Source organism: Kribbella sp. CA-245084 (genome assembly GCF_050942355.1).
Taxonomy (GTDB): domain Bacteria; phylum Actinomycetota; class Actinomycetes; order Propionibacteriales; family Kribbellaceae; genus Kribbella.
The window spans coordinates 8,297,963-8,319,761 of sequence record NZ_CP192053.1 but is presented as its reverse complement, the minus strand read 5'-3'; the positions used below and the strand labels follow the sequence as shown (position 1 = coordinate 8,319,761).

Here is a 21,799-nt window from a genome sequence, read left to right as displayed (position 1 = left end):
GAGATCAGCGCCGGTGACCCCTCCTACAGCGAAGGACGGGCAGAACTACAAGGCCTGTGCCGATGGCAACTGTGAGGTGCTGATCCGCGGTTCGGCCGTGATCACCGTCTACGGGGTGAAGTTCACCTTCAAGGTCGCCGAAGGCTCGTTCGACGAACGCGGTGGTGGCGGCTTCCTGCATGTGTCAGGGCTCGGCGGTCCGGCTCCCATGAGTGGCTTCACCGGTGCCGAGCCCAGGCTCGAGGTGACCTTCCACGAAGGTGACACTGCCGTGGTCGCGATCACGACAGTCGGCACCCCGACGCCCACGCGACTCCGTACGCCGATCGCGGGCGCGACGCCCCGGAGCACGACTCCGACGCCCACGAAGCTGCCGATCTATCAGCCGGCCGACGGTACGAACTACGAGGCCTGCCGCGACGGGCAGTGCGAGGTCCTGCTCCATCGATCCGCACGGATCACCATCGGCAAGCTGGCGTTCGACTTCACCGTCGCGAACGGTGCCGTGCACATGCTGTCGTGCAAGCAGGACAATCCGCTCGACTGCTACGACTTCCACCTCGACGGCGCCGGCGGGGCGGGTTGGGGCGACGAGCCGGGCGGCGTGATGTACGACGCGGCCCTGAAGGCCTACGACGGTGAGGATGCGGTGCTCTCCATCACGACGGAGTAGTCCGCGCCAGGAAGTCTTCGTACTGCGACCACACCTGGCGCCAGAGCTGGTCGCGGTCGGCGGCGGTGTAGTGGGGGAGGGGGAGTTGGAAGGTGTCGGCGAGGGCGGTGAAGTAGTCGGTTGGGGTTTCGAGGAGGGTGTTGTCGACTCGGTCGGCGAAGGTTTCGCTGAGGCCGATGGAGCGGAGTACGACGACGGACTTCGGCGTACGGCGGAACGCGGACGCGAGCCGGACGAAAGGTGAGGTGGGATCGGTCGACAGGCGGGCGTGCTGGGCGGCGAACGCGTCGAGCCCGACGGGTGCCGACTCGAAGTCCATGCCGATGACGTTTGCGCGGGGTCGTGGTCGAGGCGCCAGCCGTCGGTCAGCTCCGACGGACGGAGGCGCAGGGTGAACGGGTACTGGTACACCTCCCCGACCTCGAGCGGCATCGGCTGACGCAGGCCGTCACCGAGACCGACGTCGACCAGCCAGACGCGGTCCGGATCCTCGATCAGCCCGGTCACCGTGAGGACCATGTGGCTGGCGTCGACTCCGCCAGGACGGTTGGCCGTTTGTACGCCGCCGCGGTGCATCCGCACGCCGTACCCGAGCTCCGTCAGCAGCAGCGCGAACGACCCGTTCATCTGGAAGCAGTACCCGCCGGCCTCCCGCGTGATCATCCGCTTCACCACGTCCTCCGGCTCCAGCGGACCGCCCGGCGTCAGCTGAAACTGGATCGACTCGTACGGCACCTGATCGACGAATGCCTCGTGCAATCGCGTCAACGCCTCCAGCCGCGGCGGACCGTCGTACTCGCCGACACTGATCCGCTGCAAGAACGCCGTGGTATCCATGCGCCTTAGGCTAGGCGAGGTGATCGAGACCCTCGACCGAACAGCAGCACTTGCCATAGCTCCTGAGCTCGGCGAGGTGTTCGCCGCGGCCTTCAGCACACCTGGGTACGACGATGAGCCTGACGCCGAGCATTTCGCGACCGACCAGCTCCCGACGCACGCGGACCGCGAGGATTTCAGACTGGTCACCGCGCGGGCGGACGGTCAGGTGGTGGGGTTCGCGTACGGGTTCACCGGACGGCGCGGGCAGTGGTGGCCGGACCGGATCGCCGAAGCGGTGTCCGCGGAGCTGGCCGACGCGTGGATCGGCGGTCACTTCGAGGTGGTCGAGCTCGCCGTACGCCCCGATGCCCAGCGCAACGGTCTCGGCACAGAGCTGATGACGGCGCTGATGGCCGGTGTGCCGAACCGCAAGGCGCTGCTCACGACGTACTCCGATGACCGTCCGGCACCGCGGCTGTACCGACGGTTGGGATGGCAGGTGCTGGTCCCGGACCTCGGCTGGGGGTCGGCACTCTACGGTTTGGACAGAGGTGTGCCGGAAAGCCCCTGACCTGGCAGGGTAGGGCTCATGACTTCTGAGCGGATCTATGTCGGGAGCTACACCAGTCAGGCCGGCGGCGGCGAGGGGATCGCGTTCGGCCCGCTGGACGGGATCGCAACGGTGGCGACGATCGCCGATCCGTCGTTCCTGGTCAGGTCCGCGGACGGGCGGTTCCTCTACTCGACCGACGAGGAGGACAACGGCCGGATCGCCGCGTTCGTGATCCAGCCGGACGGCGGCCTCGAGCTGCTCAACCAGCAGCCGACCGGCGGGGTGCACCCCTGCCATGTTGCCGTCGACCCGTCCGGCCGGTTCGTGCTGTCGGCCAACTACACGTCCGGGTCGGTCGCCGTACACCCGATCAACGAGGACGGTTCGCTCGGCGAGACGGCGTACTTCATCCAGCGCTCCGGGACCGGACCGAACGCCGAGCGCCAGGAAGGCCCGCACGCGCACCAGATCGCGTTCGACCCGGCCGGTGAGTACGTGTTCGACATCGACCTCGGATCCGACACCGTCTACTCGTCGACGCTGACCGAGGACGGGCAGTTGAAGGAGGTCGACCAGCTGCACATCCATCCGGGTGCAGGGCCGCGGCACATGGTGTTCCACCCGACCGCGGGCGCGGCGTACGTGATCAACGAGCTCGACTCGACGCTGACCGTCTGCAGCTACGCCGGCGGGAAGCTGCAGACCGTGCAGACCGCCTCGACGAGGCCGGCCGATTCCCCGGGGGAGAACTTCCCGGCCGAGCTGCTGATCTCCGCCGACGGCCGGTTCCTGTACGGCTCGAACCGCGGCGACAACACCATCGCGGTCTTCGCGACCGCGGCCGACGGCCTGTCCGTGGAGCTGGTGCAGACCATCGGCTCCGGCGGCGACTGGCCGCGACACCTTGCCTTCAGCAACGACGGTCGGACGCTGTACGCCGCCAACGAGCGCTCGGACCAGATCGCGACCTTCAGCATCGCCGACGACGGCAAGCTGACCGCTACAGGTGAGCCGGTCAGCTGGCCGAAGCCGGTGTGCATCCTGCCGGTGTAGGTCCTAGACGAGCTTCTCGAAGAAGAACTCGTGCTTGAGGAACGACACGTCGTACTCGTGACCCGGGTACGGCGGGTTCAGCTGCGACGCCTGGAACAGACGCCAGCCGTCCTTGAGCGCGTCCAGTCCGGTCTGGTACGGCGGCTCGTCGGAGTCACCCGTGGTGGGGTGGGTCTCGCCGGTGCCGTCGTACGTCGACCAGCCGACCACGCGCGCGTCGAGCGCGGAGGAGGCCAAGTACAGCACCAGCACCTGCTGGCGCAGTCCGGTCTGCAGGGGAGTCTCTGCCGTCGCGGTCATACCATCTCCTTCTTGACCTTGGCGTGCGGGTTGTTGGCGCGGTCGGTCACGACACGCTGCGGACGGTTCGAGACGCGGGTGACCCAGTAGTTCGGGTCGTAGGTGTCGTCGCCGCTGATCGCGCGCCACAGCATGATGCGGTTGTACTTCTCCAGCCGGCCGGTGGCGTTCTCGTACCACGGGAAGCTCTGGTCGAGCTCGGCCGCGACTACGTCGTCGTACAGGTCGTCGGTGTTCCAGAGCCGGACCTGGCGGACGGTCGGGTTGAAGCGGATCTTGAACATGTAGCGGTCCAGATCGCTGTCGTTCTTGCGGCCGCCGTGCCAGATGCCGTGGTGCAGCAGCTGGACGGTGCCGGCCGGGCAGACCAGGCGGGTCTGACCGAGCAGGTTCTGGTAGCGGCCGGTGTCGGACTCGTTGGTCCGGCGCAGGTGGCTGCCGGGAACGCTGAGCGTGCCGCCCATCTCGAGCGTCACGTCCTGCGGGTAGTACATGAGTTGTACGTCGAACGCGTCGGTGCGGACGTCGATGATCGCGTCACCGTGCAGGTTCTGCGCCTCGCCCTCGTGCGCCTTGCGGATGTGTACGGCGTGGTGGTCGACGGTCGGCTCGGGACCGACCAGGCTGTGGATGGCGCCGGCGACCTCCGGCAACTCCACCAGCCGCTGGACGAACTCGCTGTCCGTGAACGCCTCCGACAACGGGGTGCCGTACGGGACCCCCGGGATGCCGTTCTTCAGGACCTCGATCGCCTGCTGGTTCATCTCGTCGGGTACGACGGCGTCCATCCGGAACGCGCCGGTGGCCACGAAATGCGCCATCTGTACCGAGGTGAGCAGGTGCTTGCGATGCGGATGGGGCATCAAGACTCCCATGGTGGGTAGTGGTTACTACTCCTCCAGCGTAAGTTTGGACAGCGTTGTCTCGCGTGGGCTGTGATCACCACTAGTGGTAATTTCTCACCATGATCGAGCTGCATCTGGCCGCTCCGCCCGAAGTGGTGAACGTCGGCGCGGGCATCCACGGGGTGCGCAAGCGCAGGGACGTCTTCCGCCTGCCGGACCTCTGGCAGCTGCACGTCTACAACTACACAGCCGACCTGACCGTAGACGGCACCACCTACCCCGTCACGCCGGGCTGCGTCTCGCTGACACCTGCCGGGGCGTTGGTGCAGTTCGACTACCTGGGTCGTTCGGAACACCTGTACGCCCACTTCCGACCGCGTGTGACCGGCCAGCCTTCGCACGTCCCCGTCGTACAGGACGCGGCTGCGATCGCGCCGCTGCTCTCCACGTTGCTGCGGTCCGCCATCGAGTCCTCCCCGTCCGGCTCCGGCCGCACCACCGCCGAGGTCTGGACCGCCCTGTGGCGCATCGCCGACCTCACGCCTGCGACCACCGAGACCGGGCATCCAGCCGTCGCCACCGCCATCGCCTACATCGAGGCGAACCTCGCCCAACCGCTGACCGTGCCCGCGCTGGCCCGGCTCGCCGGCGTCTCGCACAACCACCTGACCCGTCTCTTCCAGCACGAGACCGGTCAGACGGTCATCGCCTACATCCGCACCCGGCGGATGAACCGCGCCCGGCACCTCCTCGTGTCCTCCACCTTGTCCATCCCCGCGGTGGCCGCTTCGGTGGGGATCGCAGACCTGCAGGCCTTCAACAAGACCTGCCACCGCGAGCTCGGCGCGTCACCGCGCGCGGTGCGTAATGCGGTGGCCGGTGCGACGTCGGCGGGCTAGCGTTCGAGACATGTATGAGCTGATCCCGGCCGGCGACGGTCCGCAGTACGACGAAGAGGCCGAGCAGCGCTTCGTCGAGGAGTGGCCGGAGTTCATCTTCCACGACGAGGGCGTGAAGCCGTACCGGGATCGGCGCCTGCAGTACTTCCCGCAGTGGGAGTTCTATCTCGTGTCGTCCGAGGAGCGGCTGATCGCGGGGTGCTGGGGAGTGCCGATCGCGTGGGACGGGACGGTCGCGGATCTGCCCGGTGGGTTCACGGACTCGCTTGCGCGGTCGGTCACGTCGTACGAGGAAGGCGTCGTACCGAACACCTTCGTGTTGATGGCGGCCGCCGTACGCTCCGACGAGCAGGGCCAGGGCCACGCCGGCCGGGTCATCACCGCCGTCCGCGATCGCGCAGTCGCCAATGGCCTGCCGCAGGTGATCGCGCCGGTCCGCCCGACCCTGAAGTCTCGTTACCCGCTCACGCCTATCGAGACGTTCATGACGTGGACCCGCTCCGACGGTCTACCTCTGGACCCCTGGCTTCGCACCCACGTCCGCCTCGGCGCAACTCTTCTGGCCCCGGCGCCCGCTTCGCAAACCATGACCGGCAGCGTGGCCGAATGGGAGAAGTGGACTGGGATGCAGTTCCCGTCCACCGGCACCTACACGATCCCTGCCGGCCTGACGACGCTCGATATCGACCGCGACGCCGACCTCGGTTCGTACGTCGAACCCAACATCTGGCTCCGCCACGCCTAAGCCGTATCGGCGACCGGGAACGCCGTAGCGACGGCTGCGGTGCGGCTGTTCACGCCGAGGCGCTCGTAGATGTTCTCCAGGTGCTTGCGAACGGTGCCCTCGGCAACAAACAACCGGCGGGCGATCTGGGTGTTGCTGTGTCCGGCGGCGACCAGACGTAGCAGCTCCCACTGGCGGCTGGTCAGATCGGGGATGCCGGCGCGGCGGCGCTCCAGGTCGCGGCGGATGTCGACCAGGTGCGGCCGGAGCAGCTGGAGCATCAACCGCTCACGCTCTGAGAAACCGGGCCCGGTGGTGCGGAACAGGAGCATCCGGCGGTCCTCACCGTCATGCTCCGGGAACGGCACCGCGATCTCGCTGCGTATGCCGTTCATCCGATCCCACAGGCCCTCCTCGCTGTTCACCAGTTGACGCACGGACAGGTAGTCGGACAACATCCAGACGCTCTCGTGGTCACCGGTCCGCTGCGGCCGGCTACAGGTCTTGTGCCGCCAGTACAACTTCCAGAACAGGTCGTCCCAGCCGTCTTCTTCGTCCTCCGGAGGCAGGCTGGTCAGCTCCTCCAGGCCGATGAAGACGCGATCGTGCGGCCGGCTCACCTGGAACGTGATGTCGTCGGCCGGGATCAGCTCGCGGAGCGCGCGGAGTACCTCCCGCGGGAACTCCTGCCCGGCGCCGCCCCACCGCTGGTGGTCGACGACGTCGAGCATCCGGCGGAGATCGCGTTCGGTCACTGTCAACTGTTCCATGGCTGCACTCCCCCTGGAATTCAGCCTAGGCCCGATCCGCCACGGGGCAATACGCCGAACTGCGTATGGCCTGCCGGGTCCGCTCGCGGCAACGGTGGATGAGGGCGGTATCGCGCCGCTCGTTCTCGGGAAGGAACGACCATGAAGCTACTGACTCGTCTTGCCGCACTGCTCGGCACGCTGGTCCTGTCCGGGGTGGCCTTGTCCGGTACGGCGTTCGCGATGCAGCCGCGTGATCCTTGGGGGCATTCCGTCCCTGCTGCGGTGCCCGCGAGTGCCCCGCCGTCGAATGTCGCGCCGTCGATCGTTCACGCTGTCGGACCGTCGACACTGCAGGTGATCGGCCTGATGCTGTGCGCGGCCGTGATCGCGTCGATCCTGACCGCCATCGTCCTGCACCGGCCCCGCATGCATGCGCAGGGGATCTCATGAAGCTGCTGCCTCGCCGTGTCGCGTTGCTGGTCACTGGGGCGTTGGTTCTGACGGGGGTCGGGTTGTCGCCGCCGGCGAGCTCGGTTGGGGTGAGTTCGGCCGGTGCTGCGCCGGTGCTTGATTGGAGTCGGTACGCGACGCAGGCGATCGTGGCCGGTCGTCCGCCGGCCAGTTCGGAGGTGCTGCTCGGGATCGTGCACATCGCGATCGCGGACACGGTGGCCGGGCTCGGATACGGCCGGCCGTTCAAGTTCGCAGTACGGCCGGATCGTGGGGCGTCTCCTGCGGCGGCGGTTGCTACGGCGGCGTACGACGTACTGCGGGCTCGCGTGCCTAATGCTGCTGGGCTGGACGCGACGTACGCCGACTATCTGGCCGGTGTGCCGGCCGGGCGTGCGAAGGACCGTGGTGTGGCTCTGGGGCGGTCGGTGGCAGCCGCAGTGCTGGCGTGGCGTGCGGGGGATGGGCTGGGCAACACCGTGCCGTATGTGCAGAGGGCGCCGGGGCCGGGGGTGTGGGAGCCCACTGCGCCGACTCCGCCGGTGGACATCGTGCTGACGCAGGTTCGGCCGCTGGCGCTGCGGTATCGGGCGCAGTTCCGTCCGGACGGGCCGGATGCGCTGACGAGCAAGCGGTACGCACGGGATGTGGCTGAGGTCGCTTCGCTCGGGCGTTCGGACAGTACGACGCGGACTGCTGAGCAGACCCAGGCGGCTATGTTCTGGTCGGAACAGACCGCTCAGCAGTGGAGTCGGGCGCTGGTGCAGTTGGCGACTGACCGGCATCTGTCACTGTCCAGTGCCGCGCAGATGCTCGCACTGGCGCATGTCTCGGCTGGTGACTCGGTGATCGCGTGCTGGGATGCCAAGTTCCACTATCTGTCGTGGCGGCCGGTCCATGCTGTTCAGCGAGCCGACACCGACGGCAACCCGCGTACGCAGGCTGATCCGAGCTGGCAGTCGCTGCTGAACGTGAACCACCCGGAGTACCCGTCCGGCCACGCCTGCTTCACGGCTGGTGCGGCGGGGGCGTTGCAGGCGTTCTTCCACACGTCACATGTGCGTTTGGTGATGTCCAGCTTGGTCACCGGTACGACGCGTGTGTACCCGGACCTGTCCGCCGTACGGAGCGACGTACGGGAGGCTCGGATCGTCTCAGGGCTGCACTTCCGTCACTCGATGGTGGATGGCGACGTACTGGGCACTCAGGTTGCTGGCTGGATCAGCGCTCGGCACTGACCGCCAAAGCTGCCAGGCCGTGGTTGAGGATGCCCTTGACCACGGCCAGCGCATAGGACTCGTCGGGGCCGGTGATGGCCTGGTGGGCCCAGCCGATGACGTCCTCGAAGGCTCTGACGTGGCGGTAGTAGTGGATGGCGTCCTGGTCGATGGTGTGCGGGCCGTAGCCGTTGAGGAACGCTTCGCGCTGGACGGGCGTGGTCGGTCCGACATCGCCCATGCCGCCGAGCATGAACATCAGGTCCTGCTCGCGGGGCGCGTAGATGACGTCGTCCCAGTCGATTAGGTGGAGGTGCTCGTCGACCAGGACGTTGCCGAGGTGCGGGTCGCCGTGGCAGATCACCCGCGGGCCGGACGGCGCCGGCGGGCGGTTGGTTTTGAGGTCGGTGATGACGTACTCGAACTGCTTCCACACCGCCGCCAACTCCTCCTCGACCTCGCCCTCAGGCGTCTCGAGGCGCTCGCCGACCTCGTCCGCGATCGCCGGCGTCCGGGCGTCGATGTGGCTGTGCTTCGGCAGGGCATCCCTCAGGCGGTGCGGCGGCTCCGAGTCGTGCACGCGGCGGATGAGTGCGCCGTACTCTTCCCACTGCTCCTCCGTCAGCCCTGACTGAGCCGCCCGTACGCCGTCGATCCACGGCGTGATCGTCAGCCGCTTCTTCGCATGGACGGACCACAGGCCGCCCTCGGCGGTCCGGATCAGCTCCGGTACGCCGGGCAGCCCGCTGTCGGCCAGGAACGCCGCCACCTGATGGCCCGTGTTCGTCCCGGCGGCGCTCCACTTCACGGCGTACGTGTTGGTCGCCGTACCGGCCTTCCACACCTGCGCGGCGATGTCAGCGCCGTACGCCACCGGTGTGAGCTCCACCACCTCGAGCCCGAAGTCCCCCAGCAACCACTTCCGCAACAACGTCTCACCCACGCCCGCCAGCATGCCCGGCAACCGACTCGGGTGCGACCCGATTACCGGGCGTGACGGCCTGGGCGGGTCAGCGGTAGTTGACGAACTGGACGGCGAAGTCGAGGTCCTGGCCCTTGATCAGCGCCTGCACGGCCTGCAGATCGTCGCGGCTCTTGCTGGAGACGCGGAGCTCCTCGCCCTGGATCTGCGCCTTGACGCCCTTCGGGCCCTCGTCGCGGATCAGCTTGGACAGCTTCTTCGCGTTCTCCTGCGTGATCCCGGCGTCGATCGTCGCGTTGATCTTGTAGATCTTCCCGGACAGCTTCGGCTCGTCGGCCTCCAGCCCCTTGAGCGAGATCTGCCGCTTGACCAGCTTGTCCTTGAACACGTCCAGCACGGCGCTCACCCGCTCCTCGGTGTTCGCCTGCATGTCGATCGCCTCGCCGGACCACTTGATCCCGGCGTCCACGTTCTTGAAGTCGAACCGCTGGCTGATCTCCTTCGCCGCCTGGTTCACGGCGTTGTCCACCTCCTGACGGTCCACCTTGTTCACGATGTCGAAGGAGGACTCCGAAGCCATGGGCACATCCTTTCCGATTTGCTGTCAGGGCCACTACCTGTTGTATCGTCTCCCACGCCGGTTCACGAACCGGCAGCACCCTGGCGGGTTGCCCGAGCGGCCAAAGGGAGCAGACTGTAAATCTGTCGGCTTATGCCTACGCAGGTTCGAACCCTGCACCCGCCACACGCTGCGAACCAGCCCCTGACCTGCGGAAACGCAGGTCAGGGGCTGCTTCGTTGTGTCCGGCTGTGTCCGGCTGACTACGGCTCTATACGGCCGTCCGTGCGGAATCCGTGCGGAAGTTTTGTTGAGCCCGCGGCCTTGTAGACCGTCTCGCTACATCCGATGGGGTCCCAGATCAACCGTGGTGGCCGACGCGGCGGCGCTCACCCGGGGACAGAGCACTGCGGAACCCGCAGGGTCGTGGAACTCCCCGGATCGTCCGGCCAGTTTTGTGCGAACTCCTGCGCGGCCCGTTCGGGCAATCCGTTGCTCTCGACCCCGCCTCGGGGGATGCCGGCTCACGCGCGCGTCGCGTTCTGGACAGTCACGGTGTTCGATCACAAACCGCAGATCGAGCACTAGGCTCTGCTCTGAAGCCCACGCCATTAGAGGAGCGAAGTTGACTGAAGTGATCGGTGACGCCAACGCTCTCCGGCGTGCCTGCCAGTTCTACGCCGAGAAGTATCAGTACTCCGCCGACAACCTTGAACGGGGCCTGGAAGGATACGCGGCTCACCTCTTTGCTCAAGAAGAAGGATTCAATCCTGTCCTTGACGGGAAGCCAACCAAAGAGGCAGATCTGCAAGAGCGAATTTGCCGATCGGACGATTTGGGAATTGATGCCGTTCTTGAGGATGAGATGGGCCGGCGGATCATTCTCGTCCAAGCCGCATGGCGACGCAAGGGCCTTCAAGAAGATAAGGTAGCTGCCTTCTTTGATTCGCCCGCGAAGCTCATGTCGGCTGATTATCTAGCTCAGGGCGGAGAGCAGATTCAGGAGCTATTGGGAAACTTCGGGGACGCGGTCCGCGACGGATGGGAAATCTCCTTGCGCTTCGTCACCAACGCTAAGGTCGGTATGAACGACCGACTACAAGAGTTGGTTGAGGTGAAGAACGCTCAGTATGAGGAGGGAGACCAAGCGATCACTTGTGAGCTCTTCGGTGAGTCGGAGCTCCTACGCCGAGAAGCGGAACTTCGCTCGGCGCTCAAAGGTGGAATCGCTGACAAGGTGGAACTGCGTTTCCAGGACGGCAAATTGATTGAATTGAACGACCCTTACCGGACCGTCATTGGCGTCGTCAAAGGGAATGAGTTAGCCGATCTTTATCGGCGTCGCGGCGTCGGAAATAATCTCTTCAATCTCAACATTAGACTTCCGCTGACCAGTCGGAAGGTGAATCCGAAGATTGTCGATACGGCGACGTCGAGTACCGAGGGCAGGCATTTCCTCTACTACAACAACGGCGTTGCGGCGGTCTGTGCTAAGTACACGCGCAAGGGGAACGTCGTAGAAGCCGAACGTTTCCAGATCATCAACGGCGCTCAGACCGTGAGCGCACTGGCTAAAGCTGCCCGTCGCTCACCCAACGCTGACGTCTATGTGCTCTTTCGCCTAACTGAGACCGCGGAGTCCTATGGCGGGCAATTCACTGAGAATATTATTCGATTCAATAATACGCAGAATCCGGTCAAGGTTAGTGACTTCTTCGCTAACGATGCCATCCAAGAGTGGCTGCGCGACAACCTCTTTAAAGTGGCGGGCAAAGGGCCGGTGCCGAATTTCTATTATGTGTACAAGTCCGGCTACAAGCCGAAGGGGGCCACGGGGAAAGGGTTGCGGATCGAGCAACTTGCCGCAATTCGTCATGCTTTCCTGCACGGCCCGACGGCCGGCTACAGGGAGCCTCAGCAGTTCTTCGATCGTGGTGGTCTGTACTGGGCGGCATTCGGCTCGGACGGAAATGAAACAGATCACTGGACCGCAGAGGAACTGGCCCAATTTGCGGCAGCACTGACCATCAATGAGCGCGTTCAGGCCGTCTCCAAGACTCTGAAAACTGATCCTGCTACCAAAGATTTGCCAGAGGCTAAGTATCTCTATCGCCTATCCAGATATGCCGTGGGGCTAGTTGCAGTTGGCCTTGAAGCGATCCGCGGTGAGACATTCAATGACTATCGAACCCTCACTGCTTCAGCGGCAACCTTCGACAAGTATGTGGAGCCCCTGATCAAGACTTCTAGGCGAACGATCCGATCGGAATGGAACCACCGGACGAAATCCAGCAAAGCGGTTCAGCCGGAATACAACCTCGCACGCGACGAAAAGACGTGGTCGAGGCTAAGCGAGGAGACGCGGCAAGAGGTGCTAAGTGACGTTCTGCCTGATGTTCGTTGAAGCTCCTATCAACCTGGCTGCTGGCGCAGCTCAGACACCTCCGACCTGGTGAAGGACAGATCAGAGGCGCCTCAGCTTACTGGCCGTCATAGTTGAGGTTGGGCCGTTTGACCGAGCGTCAGGCTGCGTGCTTGGTCTCGGATGAGAGCGCTGCTTCGATCCGACGCCGCGCCACGGCATCCTGCCCATCGAGACACTTGGCGTAGACCTTGAGAAGGACGTTGACGCTGTGTCCAGCCCATTCGGCTACTTGAGTCGCGGGCACTCCTGCGTTTAGCCACAGCGATACGGCGGCGTGGCGAAGGTCGTACGGCCGTCTCACAAGAGGCGAGGCGGCTTGAACTTCGCTGAGCGCCATCTTCCGAGCCTTGTTCCAGACGCGGGCGTAGGTGTTCGAAGACACCGGATTGCTGTACGGCGGTGGCAGCGGGATGCCCGCCTTGCCGGTGCGACTCACGAACAATCGTCCACCCGCCCCGGCGCCGAATTGCGCAATGTGCCGGCGCAGGAGCTCGACCAGCTCAGGGCACGCCGGAACGGGGCGAGTGGCCTTCTCCGACCGGTGTTTCAAGCTCCGGTCCTCGCTCGCCTCGCCGTTGTCGGTCCACTCGGCTCCGGCGTGCTGCGTCGAGCCTGTCAGCAGCAATTCGCCCCAACCTTCATCCGGGAGTTTGCAGTCCGTGACGCGCAGGTGTTTCGCCTCGGACGGCCTCAGTCCGGCGAAGTAGAGACACCCGAAGAATGCCTCTAGTGCGGGGTAGATCTCTCCGACCGCTTGGAGGAGTGCCCGCGCTTGGTGCGGATTGGCGACGACACGGCGGTCAACGATGTCGGTGTACTCCGGCTTCGTCCACTGCACCTTGTCGATCGGGTTCGCCTCGAAGAGCTCCAGCTCCACGGCGTACTCCAGTGCACTGTAGAAGGCGGACCGCTTCCGCGTGACCGTGGCAGGTGCCGCCGATTTGCCATCGAGCTTCACTGCAAGCGCATCGAGGACTCGGCGCATCACGAGTGCCTCGCGCAGCTTGGACAGATCCGGCGAACTCTCCGCAATCCACCGCAGCAGCGTGGCGTCATTGCTCGGTCGTGTCGCCTCCGCCACCGAGGCACCGCCGCGGGCGGCCCTGTTGAAAGACCAGTTCCGTAGGACCGAGCGAATCCGCTGCATGTCATCGGCGGTCCGCTTCGGCAGCAATGCAACGGTCACGGTTGCGAGCGCCTCCGCGATGTTCTTCCTGTGACGCGGTGATGCGTGCGGCCACTTGGCATCTACGAACTCTGCCGCGTGTTCGTACCATGTCCGTCGGCTCAACTCCCGAAGCATCGTCAGCGGGAGACCGCTCTCGACATCGAACGGCACCCCCTCACGTGCAGCCGTTGTCAGCTTCGATCGGAAGCTGTCGGCAAGTTTGCTAGTGGCAAACGTCTCCTGCGATCGATTGCCGGCGACCTCCCACCGGATGGTGTAGGTCTTCCCGCGCTTCCCCGCGTACGTGGTGATCTTGAAGATGCGGACGTCGTAGGACAGGTTGTCGGTGCTCATGCAGCATCCTCCAGGCTTTCGAGCCAGCGTTCGTAGTCGGCGTGACGAATGCGGATATCGCCGTTCGGGAGCTTGATGCAGCGGGGAGCCTTCTTCGCGGCTCGCCAGTCGTAGAAGGTCGAGCGAGCTACGCCCAGGTCGGCGCACACGTCAGCGATCGTGAGGTGCGCCTGTCGCCGGGCCGGGGTTGCCGTGCTCACGCAGTTGTCTCCTTCGAGGTCGTGAGGCTCCGACAAAATTGACAAAATTGACAGCCCTCGGGGTTTTGTCGTTTTTGTCATTTCTGTCATGGGGTGGTGAGGGCTGCGGGGTGGACTTCGTAGGCGGTTGAGGGACGGCCGCGTTTGCCGGTGGTCTCGGGGGTTTTGGGCCGGATGTGCCCGTGGTCGGTGAGGATGGTGAGGGCGGGGTCGAGGTCGGCGGCGGTGGCGAATCGGGTGCGGCCTTGGAGGGAGCGGAGGGCATCTCTGCGGGTGAAGGTGGTGTGGCCGTGTTTGGTGAGCCAGGTGAGGACTTCGCGTGCGTCGTCTAGGTCGGGGTCGGATCGGCCCATGAGGTCGTAGACGGCTAGGGCGTGGTCGAGGTAGTAGCGGCCGACGTTTTCGGCGGCGCGCATGGTGTCAGCGGTGATGGGTCGGGCGTAGCCGTGGTGGAGGTTGTGGGCCACGTGCAGGAGTGCGGCCAGCCGGACGACAGCACCGGCGAGCTTGGAGGCCCAGTCGGTGATTCCGGCGAGCTGCCCGGTCTGCGGGTGCAGCCGTGGCTCTAGCCAGTTCTGGAAGTCGAGCAGCACCTGCCCGGCTTCGGGGTCGAGGTCGAGTTGGTGCGGGGTGTCGTGGTCGGCCAGGACCAGGACGAGGGTTTTGAGCGTGTCGCGGTAGGTCGTTTCGGTGTGCTCGGAGACGGGTTCGGCTTCGTTGTTGCGGTTGCCGACGGTGTTGGGCGGCAGGCTGTAGAGGATGCGTGCGAGGACACCGCGATCCCTGAACCCGGCCTGTGCGGCCAGCCCTGCAAGGGTTCCCGGCTGTGTGGTGACGCCCAGGGTCAGTGCGGGTCGTTCGACGGTTTCGGATTCGCGGCCTTTGCGGTCGACTTGGAGCTTGTCGCCGGCGTGGCCTTTGAGGAAGACGCCCAGGTTGGGTTGTGCGGAGTAGCGGGTGCCGGTGAGGGTGGCGAACACGTCGCCTTCGGCCGACAGGACAGCCATCCGGCCGCCGTGGGTCGCGAGCAGGGAGACGCAGGACTCGGGGGTCACGTCGTCGGTTGTCAGCCGGGGCAGCTCGGGTACGACGATGCCCGCGGCTTCCTTGGCGGCTTCGGTCGCGTCGGCCAACGCCTCGCGTGGGTTGGCGGTGGCGCGCTCGGCCTTCTTGGCAAGGTCTTCGGCGCGTGCAAACGCGACCCGGGCGGCCAGCTCTGCTTCGACCCGTTGCCCTGCCGCGATCTCCCGCAGGGCGTCTTCGGCGTCGGCCAGGGGCGCGGTCATCGCCCGGAACACCGGCGACTTGCGCGACCCTGGCGGGAGTGCGGTGACGGTGTAGAGGTTGACCTGCTCAACCCACGACCGGGTCACCCGGACCAGCACCTTGCCACCGGCCGCCGTGGACAGGCACGCCAGCGCGACCGACGCGGCCATGTCGACCGGTGTCTGTGTCGCTTCCGCGACCGCGTTGACCTGGTCGGCCAGCCAGCCGGGGAACACCTGTACCGGGAACGGCCGGACGAGCCGCTTGGTCTTCAGTGGGACCGGTGGCCCGTCCCATCCCTGTACGGCGGCTGGCTGCGGAAAGTCGCGCTGCGGATCCCGAGCACGGTTTTCTGCGAGCGGCCGGATTGGGGTCGGCGGTACGGGGTCCCATGGGTCGTCGGGGGGCTCGGTGATCGGTGGCAGCGGGGGCAGCCAGTCGGGCAGCTCGGCAGTCACGCGGCGATCCCTTCGGCACGGAAGCCCCCGGCGATGGCGGCTCGGATTTCGCGGGTGGTCTGGTCGGCTTGCTGTCCCACGTCGGTCAGCGCGGCGACGGCGTCCGCGTGGGTGACGACACCGGCCGCGACCATCCGCGCAATGCCTCTGGCCGCGCCGTACAGGGTCGTTCGACGTTTCCCTTCGGGGGCGTGGCGTACGGCGTCCAGGTGTGCGCCGAGCAGCCGGTCAGGGTGGGAGATGCCCCCCGCTTCAGTGGTCCGTATCGAGCTGGACGATGGGGCGGGAGAATTGGCCGGCGCAGCGGGCAGGCACGCGGTGATCAGCGCGGGGGGCATCTCCACTACGTCGGCCGGACCCGCGCCCCACCGGTACGGCTGGCCGGTCCGGTGGTGGATCGAGGGCGGGAGCACGACGTAGCCGCCGTCTGCCTTCACATCGATCCCCGGCCGGTTGGGCATCGGCCGTGACGGCATGTCGTGGCCGGGGTGGCGGTAGTACAGATGCGCGCCACCGGAACCGGTGCGAACCCACAGCGTGCGCGGCACCAACTGACGCGCGACCAGCTCGTCCAGGCTGGCGTTGCCGCCGTGCGCGGGGTCGACGTCGACCACCAGCAGCCCGGACACGGCACCCGTTCGCACGGCGAGTTGCCCGGGCGGTACGGCGGTCACGATCGCGGCGATGCGGTCGGGGTCGGTGGTGGCGGCGTAGAACCCGTGGCAGGTGAGGTGACCGCAGCTTGCCGGGTCGTGGGGGTTGTCGTGGCAGGTGTCGCAGTTGGCAACTGGCCGCTTGGAGCGACCGAGCATGAACACCGGCCAGCCGCGTCCAGCAGCGGCGAGAGCGGCGCTCCGAAGGTCGTTCATCGGTGGTTCCTCCTCGAGGTGGCGTCACGGTTTGTGGTGGTGCACTGCGGGGTGGTTTTCCGGGTTCGGACGGGGGTAGCGTGAAGTTCTGGCCCTTATCCCTTCCGGCCCCGGTTACCCCCTCTTTTGACCGGTGTCGCGTGTGCCGGGGAATGGGCGCGGCCCAGTCCCCGCCGCAGAGTCCTTAGGCGGGGACTGGGCTTTTCATGCAGGCGTGGCATCGGCCGTCTGAGGTGGGAATGCAGTAGTCGGTGACTGTCCGGCAGAGCTGGCAGCGGCGGCGGGCTTCCATCGCCTTGTCCAGCGCGTTGAGCTGCGCGGGCGACGGCACGCGGCAGGGCTTGGCGAGGTCGAGTCGGTACAGCCAGGCCCAGCGTTTGCCTTTGCGCCAGACCAGCAGCGCGTACGGTTCGTGGCCGCCCGGACTCATGCGCATTGCTCGGAGCTGGCGGCGGGTGGCGAGTCCTGCGGGTGCCCACCGGAACCGGAACACCGGCGTGCCGTAGTAGTCCCAGCCGAGCGCCTGTTTGCCGTTCCACAGCTCCACCCACTGCGACTTCGCCGGGTGCAGGCTCAGGCCGTCCAGCGAGGCGCGCATCACTTGTCGCCTTTGCTGGTGGAGTTCTGCCCGGCACCCCGGACGGCGCGCATGTGGTTGATGACGTGGCGTCCGAGCCGGACTCGCAGCCCGGAACCCTGGCAGCGTCCGCAGTGCCGGTAGGCGCGGCCGAACGGCGACTTGAACTTGCCGACGCCCTTGCAGCGGCGGCACTTGCCGAACGGCCAGACCAGGCAGGTGAACAGGTAGAACGCGACGACGATGGTCACGATCAGTAGGACCGTGGCGACCTGTCCGGCCGTGTGGATGGTCGCGGTGAGGGTAGCGGCGGCGGACGGGTCGCTACCCAGGTAGCTACGGTGGGTAGCGGCGTGAGGGATAGCGGTAGCGGCGCGGGACAGCATGGTGAGCCTCCTACGGGCTGTTTTTGGGCGTGAGGAGCCGGGGCCGCTACTCGCTACGCGTGAGCGAACGGCCTGGTCAGGTTTGGGTTGCGGGGTAGCGGGACGGGTAGCGCAGCCGCTACCAGTAGCGTCGGGGCCGCTACTTCGGCCGTCCCGCACCCCCTGTCGAGCTTGGTTACTCTCTGTTGCCCGCGGCTTAGGTGTCGCGGCGGGCCATGGCGGCGCGCAGGTCGTCGGCCTTGACGCCCTTGCGGACCACGCCGTCGCGCTTGACGTTCACCGATGGGACGCCTTGGGCGCGGGCCTGTGCGGAGATCGCGTCCGGGGTGGTGCCGTCGTACTGCTCGGGCATCTGCGAGGCGAGCCGTCCGGCCGCGGTGTCCCAGTGCGCGGTGGCGTCGGGCCCCATCACGGCCAGCAGGTCGGCCAGCACGTCACGGGAGGCGCGCTCCAGCTCTTCCCCGGCCGCCTCACCCGTCAAGGTGCCGAGCTGCTCGCGATGCTTGCGGGCGGCGGTGAGGATCTTGTCCGCGTCGGCCGCGTCAGCCAGGAACGACCGCACCGTAGGCGTGGAGTCGGTGACCCCGTACAGGTAACCGACGCCCCGGTACTCGTCGCCCACCGGCAGGGTGGAGGCGTCGAAGCCTTCCTGGTAGGCGTCGCCGCCCAGGATCGCCTCGGACACGGTGCGGTTGCCGCACTTGAGCGCGAACCGTGCCGAGTGGTTGTCCCGGTAGCGGTTGAACAGGCGCGACACGTCACCCGCGCCGACACCTGACGGCTTCTGCGAACTGGAGATGAGCACGACGCCGGCGCTTGGGCCTACGGCTTGGATGCGGGACAGCTTGGCCGCGATCTCCTTGTTCACGGCCTGGTCCTCGGTCTCGAAGTAGACCTGGAACTCCTCCATCACCATCACCAGCACCCGCAGGTCGGGGTAGCGGTGGTCGCGGGCGAGTTCCTTGGTCAGCTTGCCGTCCGGGCACATCGTCACCGGCAACGACGTCAGGATCGAGTTCACCGTATCGATGTGCTTCAAGACCTCGTCCAGGATCGCTTGCAGCCGCTCGACGGGGTTGTCATCGTTCGGGTTCGGGTGCGTCCCGAACACGGTCCGGTGCGCGACCTTCTTGAACCCCAGCCAGTCCGGGGAGTTCTTGCCGTCAGCAACGATGATCTTCACGTACGGGTCCAGCGACGCCCACAACGCCACCAGCCGGGCAAAGAACGTCTTGCCCTTACGCGGCTGCGCGCCGACCAGCAGCGAGTTCCACATCAGCAGCAACGTGACCAGCGCGTCGCGCTCGTCCTTGCCCAGCTTCACCGGCTCCCAGATCGAGCGCGGCTTGCAGTCCAGCATCTCCGTGCGGCCCACCGCGACGGCCAGCGGGTCGCGGTCGGACACGAACAGGGTGTGGCGCCGGGAGCTGGTCTTGTCCGGGGTCAGGAACACCTGGTTCACGTGCACGTCCAGACCGGACGCGATCTTCTCCCGAGCACCAGCCACGTCCGACCAGCCCTTGCCGTACGGCAGATCCACCATCACCTGAGACCCGGTATTGCGCGCGTCCCGCGACATGGGCGACCCGAACCGCACCTCCTGGTCGGTCTTGTCGGGCTTGCCGAGACCGGCCGCGTAGTAGGCGCGCAGCACAATGTCGGAGTTGAGCTTGCGGAACCGCGGTGCAACCACAGCGGTACCGACCAGGGTCTGACCTGCGGGTCGGCCGTAGTGCGCCAGAGCTGCGACCGCAGCCGCACTCACCGCCACGAGACCAGCGGCGGGGGCGGCGTTCCACAGGATCGGGGCCCCGATCAGCAGGCCTAGGTTCTGCACGGCGAGCACGCCGCCGCGCCACATGCGGGTGGCTTTGAGCTGGCGGTGGATCTTTTCCCACTCCTTCAGCTCGCCCGCGTCGGCGGCCTTCTGCTCCAGCGCGACCGAGTTCGGCACCCACCACCAGCGCATCTGTCGCCCGATCAGCCGCGACAGACCGCGGCTCGCGAACCACCCGAACTTCGTTGCATACCAGGGCGAACGGACCGCGTGGAACGCCGTCACATGCCCGCTACGGGCCAAGGCGCGGGTGGTCGTGGCGCGCAGGTTCTCCCGGCGCAGATGGGTCGGGATGATCGGCAGCCGCTGCCCGGCCGCGACGGGCACGGCGAGACCGGCTGTGTCCACCGGAACGATGACCTTGCCCGTGGTCGGGTCGTCGTCGGTGTCGTCGAGCGCGATTTCGTAGGCGGTGTCCATCGACTGCACCTCGCCCGGCGACAGCGGCACGAGCGTGCCGGCCGATTCGTCGGCGGGCTTGGTGTCGTCGTCGCGGCGGGCGCGGTGCGCGTCCAGGTCGATCGGGTCGGGCAGCTTGTTCATCGGCTCAGTCATGTCAGTGGCTCCCGGTCTCGCGGGTGTGGATCAGGTGGGCCAGCGCGGCACCCATGCCGAGCACGGCAACGGGCAGGCAGGCAACGGCGGTGGTGATCGGCCAGGGAGCGGCCGTGACGCCTTGGGCGTCCAGGAGGTGGTAGGCGACCTGTCCGAGCGCGCCCAGGGCGAGCGCGGACAGTGCGGTGCGCTTGGCGAACCGGCGGGCACGGGCCGGGACGCGGCCGGACAGCCAAACCCGCAGCGCGAACGCTGCGTAGGTCTCGACACCGATAGGCAGCGTGATCGCGGAGTTGATCGTGAAGCCGTCCGCGATACCGGGCAGCGGGTGAACGACTCCGAAGCCGGTCAGCTCGCCGAGTCCGACCCAGCCGGACCAGACCGCGACGAACGCGGGCAGCGCCAGCAGCAGCACCGGCCACGACCGAATCGGACGGGCGTCGGTATCGGTCTCCGGAGCGGTTTCCGTGGTCGGCTCAACGGCTGGGGAGATGCCCCCGCTCCCGGTAACCGCGGGGACCAGCTCGACACGCGCAACCTCGGCAACCAGGACCGGGGCTACAGGCTCACTGACCTGCGAAATCTCCTCCGGAGCGGTCTTGGGTGCCGTATCGATCAGCTCGGCGTCGGTGGTGGTCTCGTCCGTGTCCGGGACCGAACGCAGGTGGGTCTCGGGGCGGGTGTCGGTGTGCTCGGCGAGGAGAGCGGCGTGGACGGCCTTGGCCTTGTCCTTGCCGACATGCAGCGCCTTCATCAACTGGTTCTGGGACGGAACCTTGCCCAGCTCGGTCGCGAGGCTGCGTGCGGTCGGGATGAGGTCGTTGACCGGGACCGGGTACGTCGTACGAAGCGGGGTACTCATCGGAGCGTCTCCTTCCGGGTAAGCAGGTCGTGGGCATCGGCCAGGAAGCCGACCAGGACGCACAGCTCGCCATAGGCGGTCGCACCCTCAGCCGACGCCGTACCGGCCGGGGGCATCTCTCCACCCAGCACCAGCCGGGACAGGTGCTCGAACTGCGAAGCCAGCTCACCCCGGACGGCGTCGCGGGACTCAATCCCAAGCCGGTCGGCGTACACGTCGACCAGATCCAGCCCGCGAGAGGCCCGGCCGATCACAGGACCACCGTCAGCAGAGCCGCGAAGAACAGGCACAGGTGGTGGAACGACTGGTCGAGGGAGTAGCCGGCGGTGCCGAGGGACGGGTTGTCGTCATACTCGTTGCCGTTCCGGTCGGTGCCGGTGCGCGGCACTCCCAGCTTGAGGAAGTCGGCCTTGCCGACCCAGCGGACGAAGCGCTCCAAGGGTGTCCGGCGGTCGGCAAGGTAGTGCGTTGCGGCCGATAGCAACTGTCCGGCCAGGAAGCCGAGCCAGCTCAGCTCAAGGTCGAGGACCTGCCAGACCAGCAGACCCAACAGGGCGGTAGTAGCGGTGTAAGTGGCGACGTGGCGCAGACAAGCGAGTACGCCGACCAGTCCGGGCTTGCCCTTGCACATGGCCTGGTGGTGAGTCTGAATCCAGTGGTCAGCCACGGTGTGGGCGGCCAGGAGAGCTGCGAGGTAGGCAGCAAAAGCGGCGGTCATGCGACGCCCTCCGTCTCGGTACGGCGGTCGGCGATGCTCCCGGCGAGGTCCAGCATCCGGCGTTCGGCCCGGCGGACCCGCCGCCAGTCCAGGACCGACGCGAACGGTCCGGCCTTCATCAATTCGATCTGCGCGTTCAACAGCTCCAGGTCGGCAGCGATCTGCGGCCACTCCCGCTCGATGGCGGCGAGGTCCGCAGCGGTCGGCCCTTCGTCATTCACTGCCGACAGGTGGATGATGCTCATTGGGTTGTGCTCCTCTACGCGAATGGATTAGTGCGGCCTGGACGCCTCGGCGGTAGCCGCCGCCGGGGCGTCACTCGTGATTGCCCTAGCGTGCTCTAGGGTTTTGATTCTTG

The 21,799-nt window shown here is 66.6% G+C and carries 25 protein-coding genes, 1 tRNA gene and 1 pseudogene; 9 read left to right on the top strand and 18 right to left on the bottom strand.

What is annotated here, in order from left to right; genetic code table 11:
• Window positions 1-13 precede the first annotated feature (13 nt).
• A complete protein-coding gene (locus tag ACQPYH_RS39930) occupies window positions 14-673 on the top strand; it encodes a hypothetical protein (protein WP_432894692.1) in 660 nt (219 codons plus the stop codon).
• Here the strand turns inward: ACQPYH_RS39930 and ACQPYH_RS39925 are convergent.
• Window positions 660-992 (bottom strand): hypothetical protein, encoded by a 333-nt coding sequence (locus ACQPYH_RS39925; RefSeq protein WP_432894689.1) that lies wholly within the window; start codon window positions 990-992, stop codon window positions 660-662. The two genes, ACQPYH_RS39930 and ACQPYH_RS39925, sit on opposite strands and share 14 nt — an antisense overlap.
• Before the next feature lie 116 nt (window positions 993-1,108).
• Window positions 1,109-1,510 (bottom strand): annotated as a pseudogene (locus tag ACQPYH_RS39920) (arylamine N-acetyltransferase); the annotation flags it as partial.
• A gap of 19 nt (window positions 1,511-1,529) precedes the next feature.
• Here ACQPYH_RS39920 and ACQPYH_RS39915 point away from each other — a divergent pair.
• On the top strand, window positions 1,530-2,063 hold the full coding sequence (locus ACQPYH_RS39915; RefSeq protein ID WP_432882617.1) for an N-acetyltransferase family protein: 534 nt from the start codon (window positions 1,530-1,532) through the stop codon (window positions 2,061-2,063).
• Between the two features lie 18 nt (window positions 2,064-2,081).
• A complete protein-coding gene (locus tag ACQPYH_RS39910; protein ID WP_432882614.1) occupies window positions 2,082-3,098 on the top strand; it encodes a lactonase family protein in 1,017 nt (338 codons plus the stop codon).
• Window positions 3,099-3,101: 3 nt separating this feature from the next.
• On the opposite strand, the gene ACQPYH_RS39905 is transcribed toward ACQPYH_RS39910, so the two are convergent.
• A complete protein-coding gene (locus ACQPYH_RS39905; RefSeq protein ID WP_432882611.1) occupies window positions 3,102-3,398 on the bottom strand; it encodes a hypothetical protein in 297 nt (98 codons plus the stop codon).
• Window positions 3,395-4,261: a phytanoyl-CoA dioxygenase family protein gene (locus tag ACQPYH_RS39900; RefSeq protein ID WP_432882608.1), complete on the bottom strand. Its 867-nt coding sequence runs from the start codon at window positions 4,259-4,261 to the stop codon at window positions 3,395-3,397. The genes ACQPYH_RS39905 and ACQPYH_RS39900 overlap by 4 nt, the downstream gene beginning before the upstream one ends.
• Before the next feature lie 101 nt (window positions 4,262-4,362).
• On the opposite strand from ACQPYH_RS39900, the gene ACQPYH_RS39895 reads away from it, so the two are divergent.
• Window positions 4,363-5,142 carry a helix-turn-helix domain-containing protein gene (locus ACQPYH_RS39895; protein WP_432882605.1) on the top strand — a complete coding sequence of 260 codons (780 nt, stop codon included), beginning with the start codon at window positions 4,363-4,365 and terminating at the stop codon, window positions 5,140-5,142.
• A 10-nt stretch (window positions 5,143-5,152) separates the two neighbouring features.
• Entirely contained in the window at window positions 5,153-5,887 is a 735-nt protein-coding gene (locus ACQPYH_RS39890) for a hypothetical protein (protein WP_432882603.1), read from the top strand.
• Here ACQPYH_RS39890 and ACQPYH_RS39885 read toward each other — a convergent pair.
• The gene (locus ACQPYH_RS39885) at window positions 5,884-6,636 is read right to left on the bottom strand and encodes a response regulator transcription factor (RefSeq protein WP_432882601.1); all 753 of its coding nucleotides are present in this window, start codon (window positions 6,634-6,636) and stop codon (window positions 5,884-5,886) included. The two genes, ACQPYH_RS39890 and ACQPYH_RS39885, sit on opposite strands and share 4 nt — an antisense overlap.
• 141 nt (window positions 6,637-6,777) lie before the next feature.
• Here ACQPYH_RS39885 and ACQPYH_RS39880 point away from each other — a divergent pair, with 141 nt between their 5' ends.
• Both ACQPYH_RS39880 and ACQPYH_RS39875 read left to right on the top strand, forming a co-directional pair.
• Entirely contained in the window at window positions 6,778-7,068 is a 291-nt protein-coding gene (locus ACQPYH_RS39880) for a hypothetical protein (RefSeq protein WP_432882598.1), read from the top strand.
• Window positions 7,065-8,306: a vanadium-dependent haloperoxidase gene (locus tag ACQPYH_RS39875; protein WP_432882596.1), complete on the top strand. Its 1,242-nt coding sequence runs from the start codon at window positions 7,065-7,067 to the stop codon at window positions 8,304-8,306. Before ACQPYH_RS39880 ends, ACQPYH_RS39875 begins: the two co-directional genes overlap by 4 nt.
• Here the strand turns inward: ACQPYH_RS39875 and ACQPYH_RS39870 are convergent.
• Both ACQPYH_RS39870 and ACQPYH_RS39865 read right to left on the bottom strand, forming a co-directional pair.
• Entirely contained in the window at window positions 8,290-9,228 is a 939-nt protein-coding gene (locus ACQPYH_RS39870) for a phosphotransferase enzyme family protein (RefSeq protein ID WP_432882593.1), read from the bottom strand. The two genes, ACQPYH_RS39875 and ACQPYH_RS39870, sit on opposite strands and share 17 nt — an antisense overlap.
• A 67-nt stretch (window positions 9,229-9,295) precedes the next feature.
• Complete coding sequence (locus ACQPYH_RS39865) at window positions 9,296-9,787, bottom strand: YajQ family cyclic di-GMP-binding protein (RefSeq protein WP_130441698.1); 492 nt, start codon at window positions 9,785-9,787, stop codon at window positions 9,296-9,298.
• Between the two features lie 82 nt (window positions 9,788-9,869).
• Here ACQPYH_RS39865 and ACQPYH_RS39860 point away from each other — a divergent pair.
• Both ACQPYH_RS39860 and ACQPYH_RS39855 read left to right on the top strand, forming a co-directional pair.
• A tRNA-Tyr gene (locus tag ACQPYH_RS39860) sits at window positions 9,870-9,952 on the top strand.
• A gap of 448 nt (window positions 9,953-10,400) precedes the next feature.
• Window positions 10,401-12,170 carry an AIPR family protein gene (locus ACQPYH_RS39855; protein ID WP_432894606.1) on the top strand — a complete coding sequence of 590 codons (1,770 nt, stop codon included), beginning with the start codon at window positions 10,401-10,403 and terminating at the stop codon, window positions 12,168-12,170.
• A 118-nt stretch (window positions 12,171-12,288) separates the two neighbouring features.
• Here ACQPYH_RS39855 and ACQPYH_RS39850 read toward each other — a convergent pair whose 3' ends face one another.
• From ACQPYH_RS39850 to ACQPYH_RS39800, 11 genes are all read right to left on the bottom strand, one after another.
• Complete coding sequence (locus ACQPYH_RS39850; protein WP_432882589.1) at window positions 12,289-13,713, bottom strand: tyrosine-type recombinase/integrase; 1,425 nt, start codon at window positions 13,711-13,713, stop codon at window positions 12,289-12,291.
• Window positions 13,710-13,913, bottom strand: coding sequence for a helix-turn-helix transcriptional regulator (locus tag ACQPYH_RS39845; RefSeq protein ID WP_432882587.1), 204 nt, complete (start codon window positions 13,911-13,913; stop codon window positions 13,710-13,712). The genes ACQPYH_RS39850 and ACQPYH_RS39845 overlap by 4 nt, the downstream gene beginning before the upstream one ends.
• Window positions 13,914-13,999: 86 nt before the next feature.
• The gene (locus ACQPYH_RS39840; RefSeq protein ID WP_432882584.1) at window positions 14,000-15,637 is read right to left on the bottom strand and encodes a YfjI family protein; all 1,638 of its coding nucleotides are present in this window, start codon (window positions 15,635-15,637) and stop codon (window positions 14,000-14,002) included.
• Window positions 15,634-16,506: a bifunctional DNA primase/polymerase gene (locus ACQPYH_RS39835; RefSeq protein ID WP_432882581.1), complete on the bottom strand. Its 873-nt coding sequence runs from the start codon at window positions 16,504-16,506 to the stop codon at window positions 15,634-15,636. Before ACQPYH_RS39835 ends, ACQPYH_RS39840 begins: the two co-directional genes overlap by 4 nt.
• A gap of 184 nt (window positions 16,507-16,690) precedes the next feature.
• On the bottom strand, window positions 16,691-17,104 hold the full coding sequence (locus tag ACQPYH_RS39830) for an RRQRL motif-containing zinc-binding protein (RefSeq protein ID WP_432894603.1): 414 nt from the start codon (window positions 17,102-17,104) through the stop codon (window positions 16,691-16,693).
• On the bottom strand, window positions 17,104-17,469 hold the full coding sequence (locus tag ACQPYH_RS39825; protein WP_432882578.1) for a hypothetical protein: 366 nt from the start codon (window positions 17,467-17,469) through the stop codon (window positions 17,104-17,106). Before ACQPYH_RS39825 ends, ACQPYH_RS39830 begins: the two co-directional genes overlap by 1 nt.
• Window positions 17,470-17,665: 196 nt before the next feature.
• Window positions 17,666-19,861, bottom strand: a complete 2,196-nt coding sequence (locus ACQPYH_RS39820) for a cell division protein FtsK (protein ID WP_432882575.1) — start codon at window positions 19,859-19,861, stop codon at window positions 17,666-17,668.
• 1 nt (window position 19,862) lies between these two features.
• On the bottom strand, window positions 19,863-20,723 hold the full coding sequence (locus tag ACQPYH_RS39815; RefSeq protein ID WP_432882573.1) for an ABC transporter permease: 861 nt from the start codon (window positions 20,721-20,723) through the stop codon (window positions 19,863-19,865).
• The gene (locus ACQPYH_RS39810; protein WP_432882571.1) at window positions 20,720-20,977 is read right to left on the bottom strand and encodes a hypothetical protein; all 258 of its coding nucleotides are present in this window, start codon (window positions 20,975-20,977) and stop codon (window positions 20,720-20,722) included. The genes ACQPYH_RS39815 and ACQPYH_RS39810 overlap by 4 nt, the downstream gene beginning before the upstream one ends.
• Window positions 20,974-21,441 (bottom strand): DUF3307 domain-containing protein, encoded by a 468-nt coding sequence (locus ACQPYH_RS39805; RefSeq protein ID WP_432882568.1) that lies wholly within the window; start codon window positions 21,439-21,441, stop codon window positions 20,974-20,976. The genes ACQPYH_RS39810 and ACQPYH_RS39805 overlap by 4 nt, the downstream gene beginning before the upstream one ends.
• Complete coding sequence (locus tag ACQPYH_RS39800; RefSeq protein WP_432882565.1) at window positions 21,438-21,686, bottom strand: DUF6284 family protein; 249 nt, start codon at window positions 21,684-21,686, stop codon at window positions 21,438-21,440. Before ACQPYH_RS39800 ends, ACQPYH_RS39805 begins: the two co-directional genes overlap by 4 nt.
• Between the last annotated feature and the right edge of the window lie 113 nt (window positions 21,687-21,799).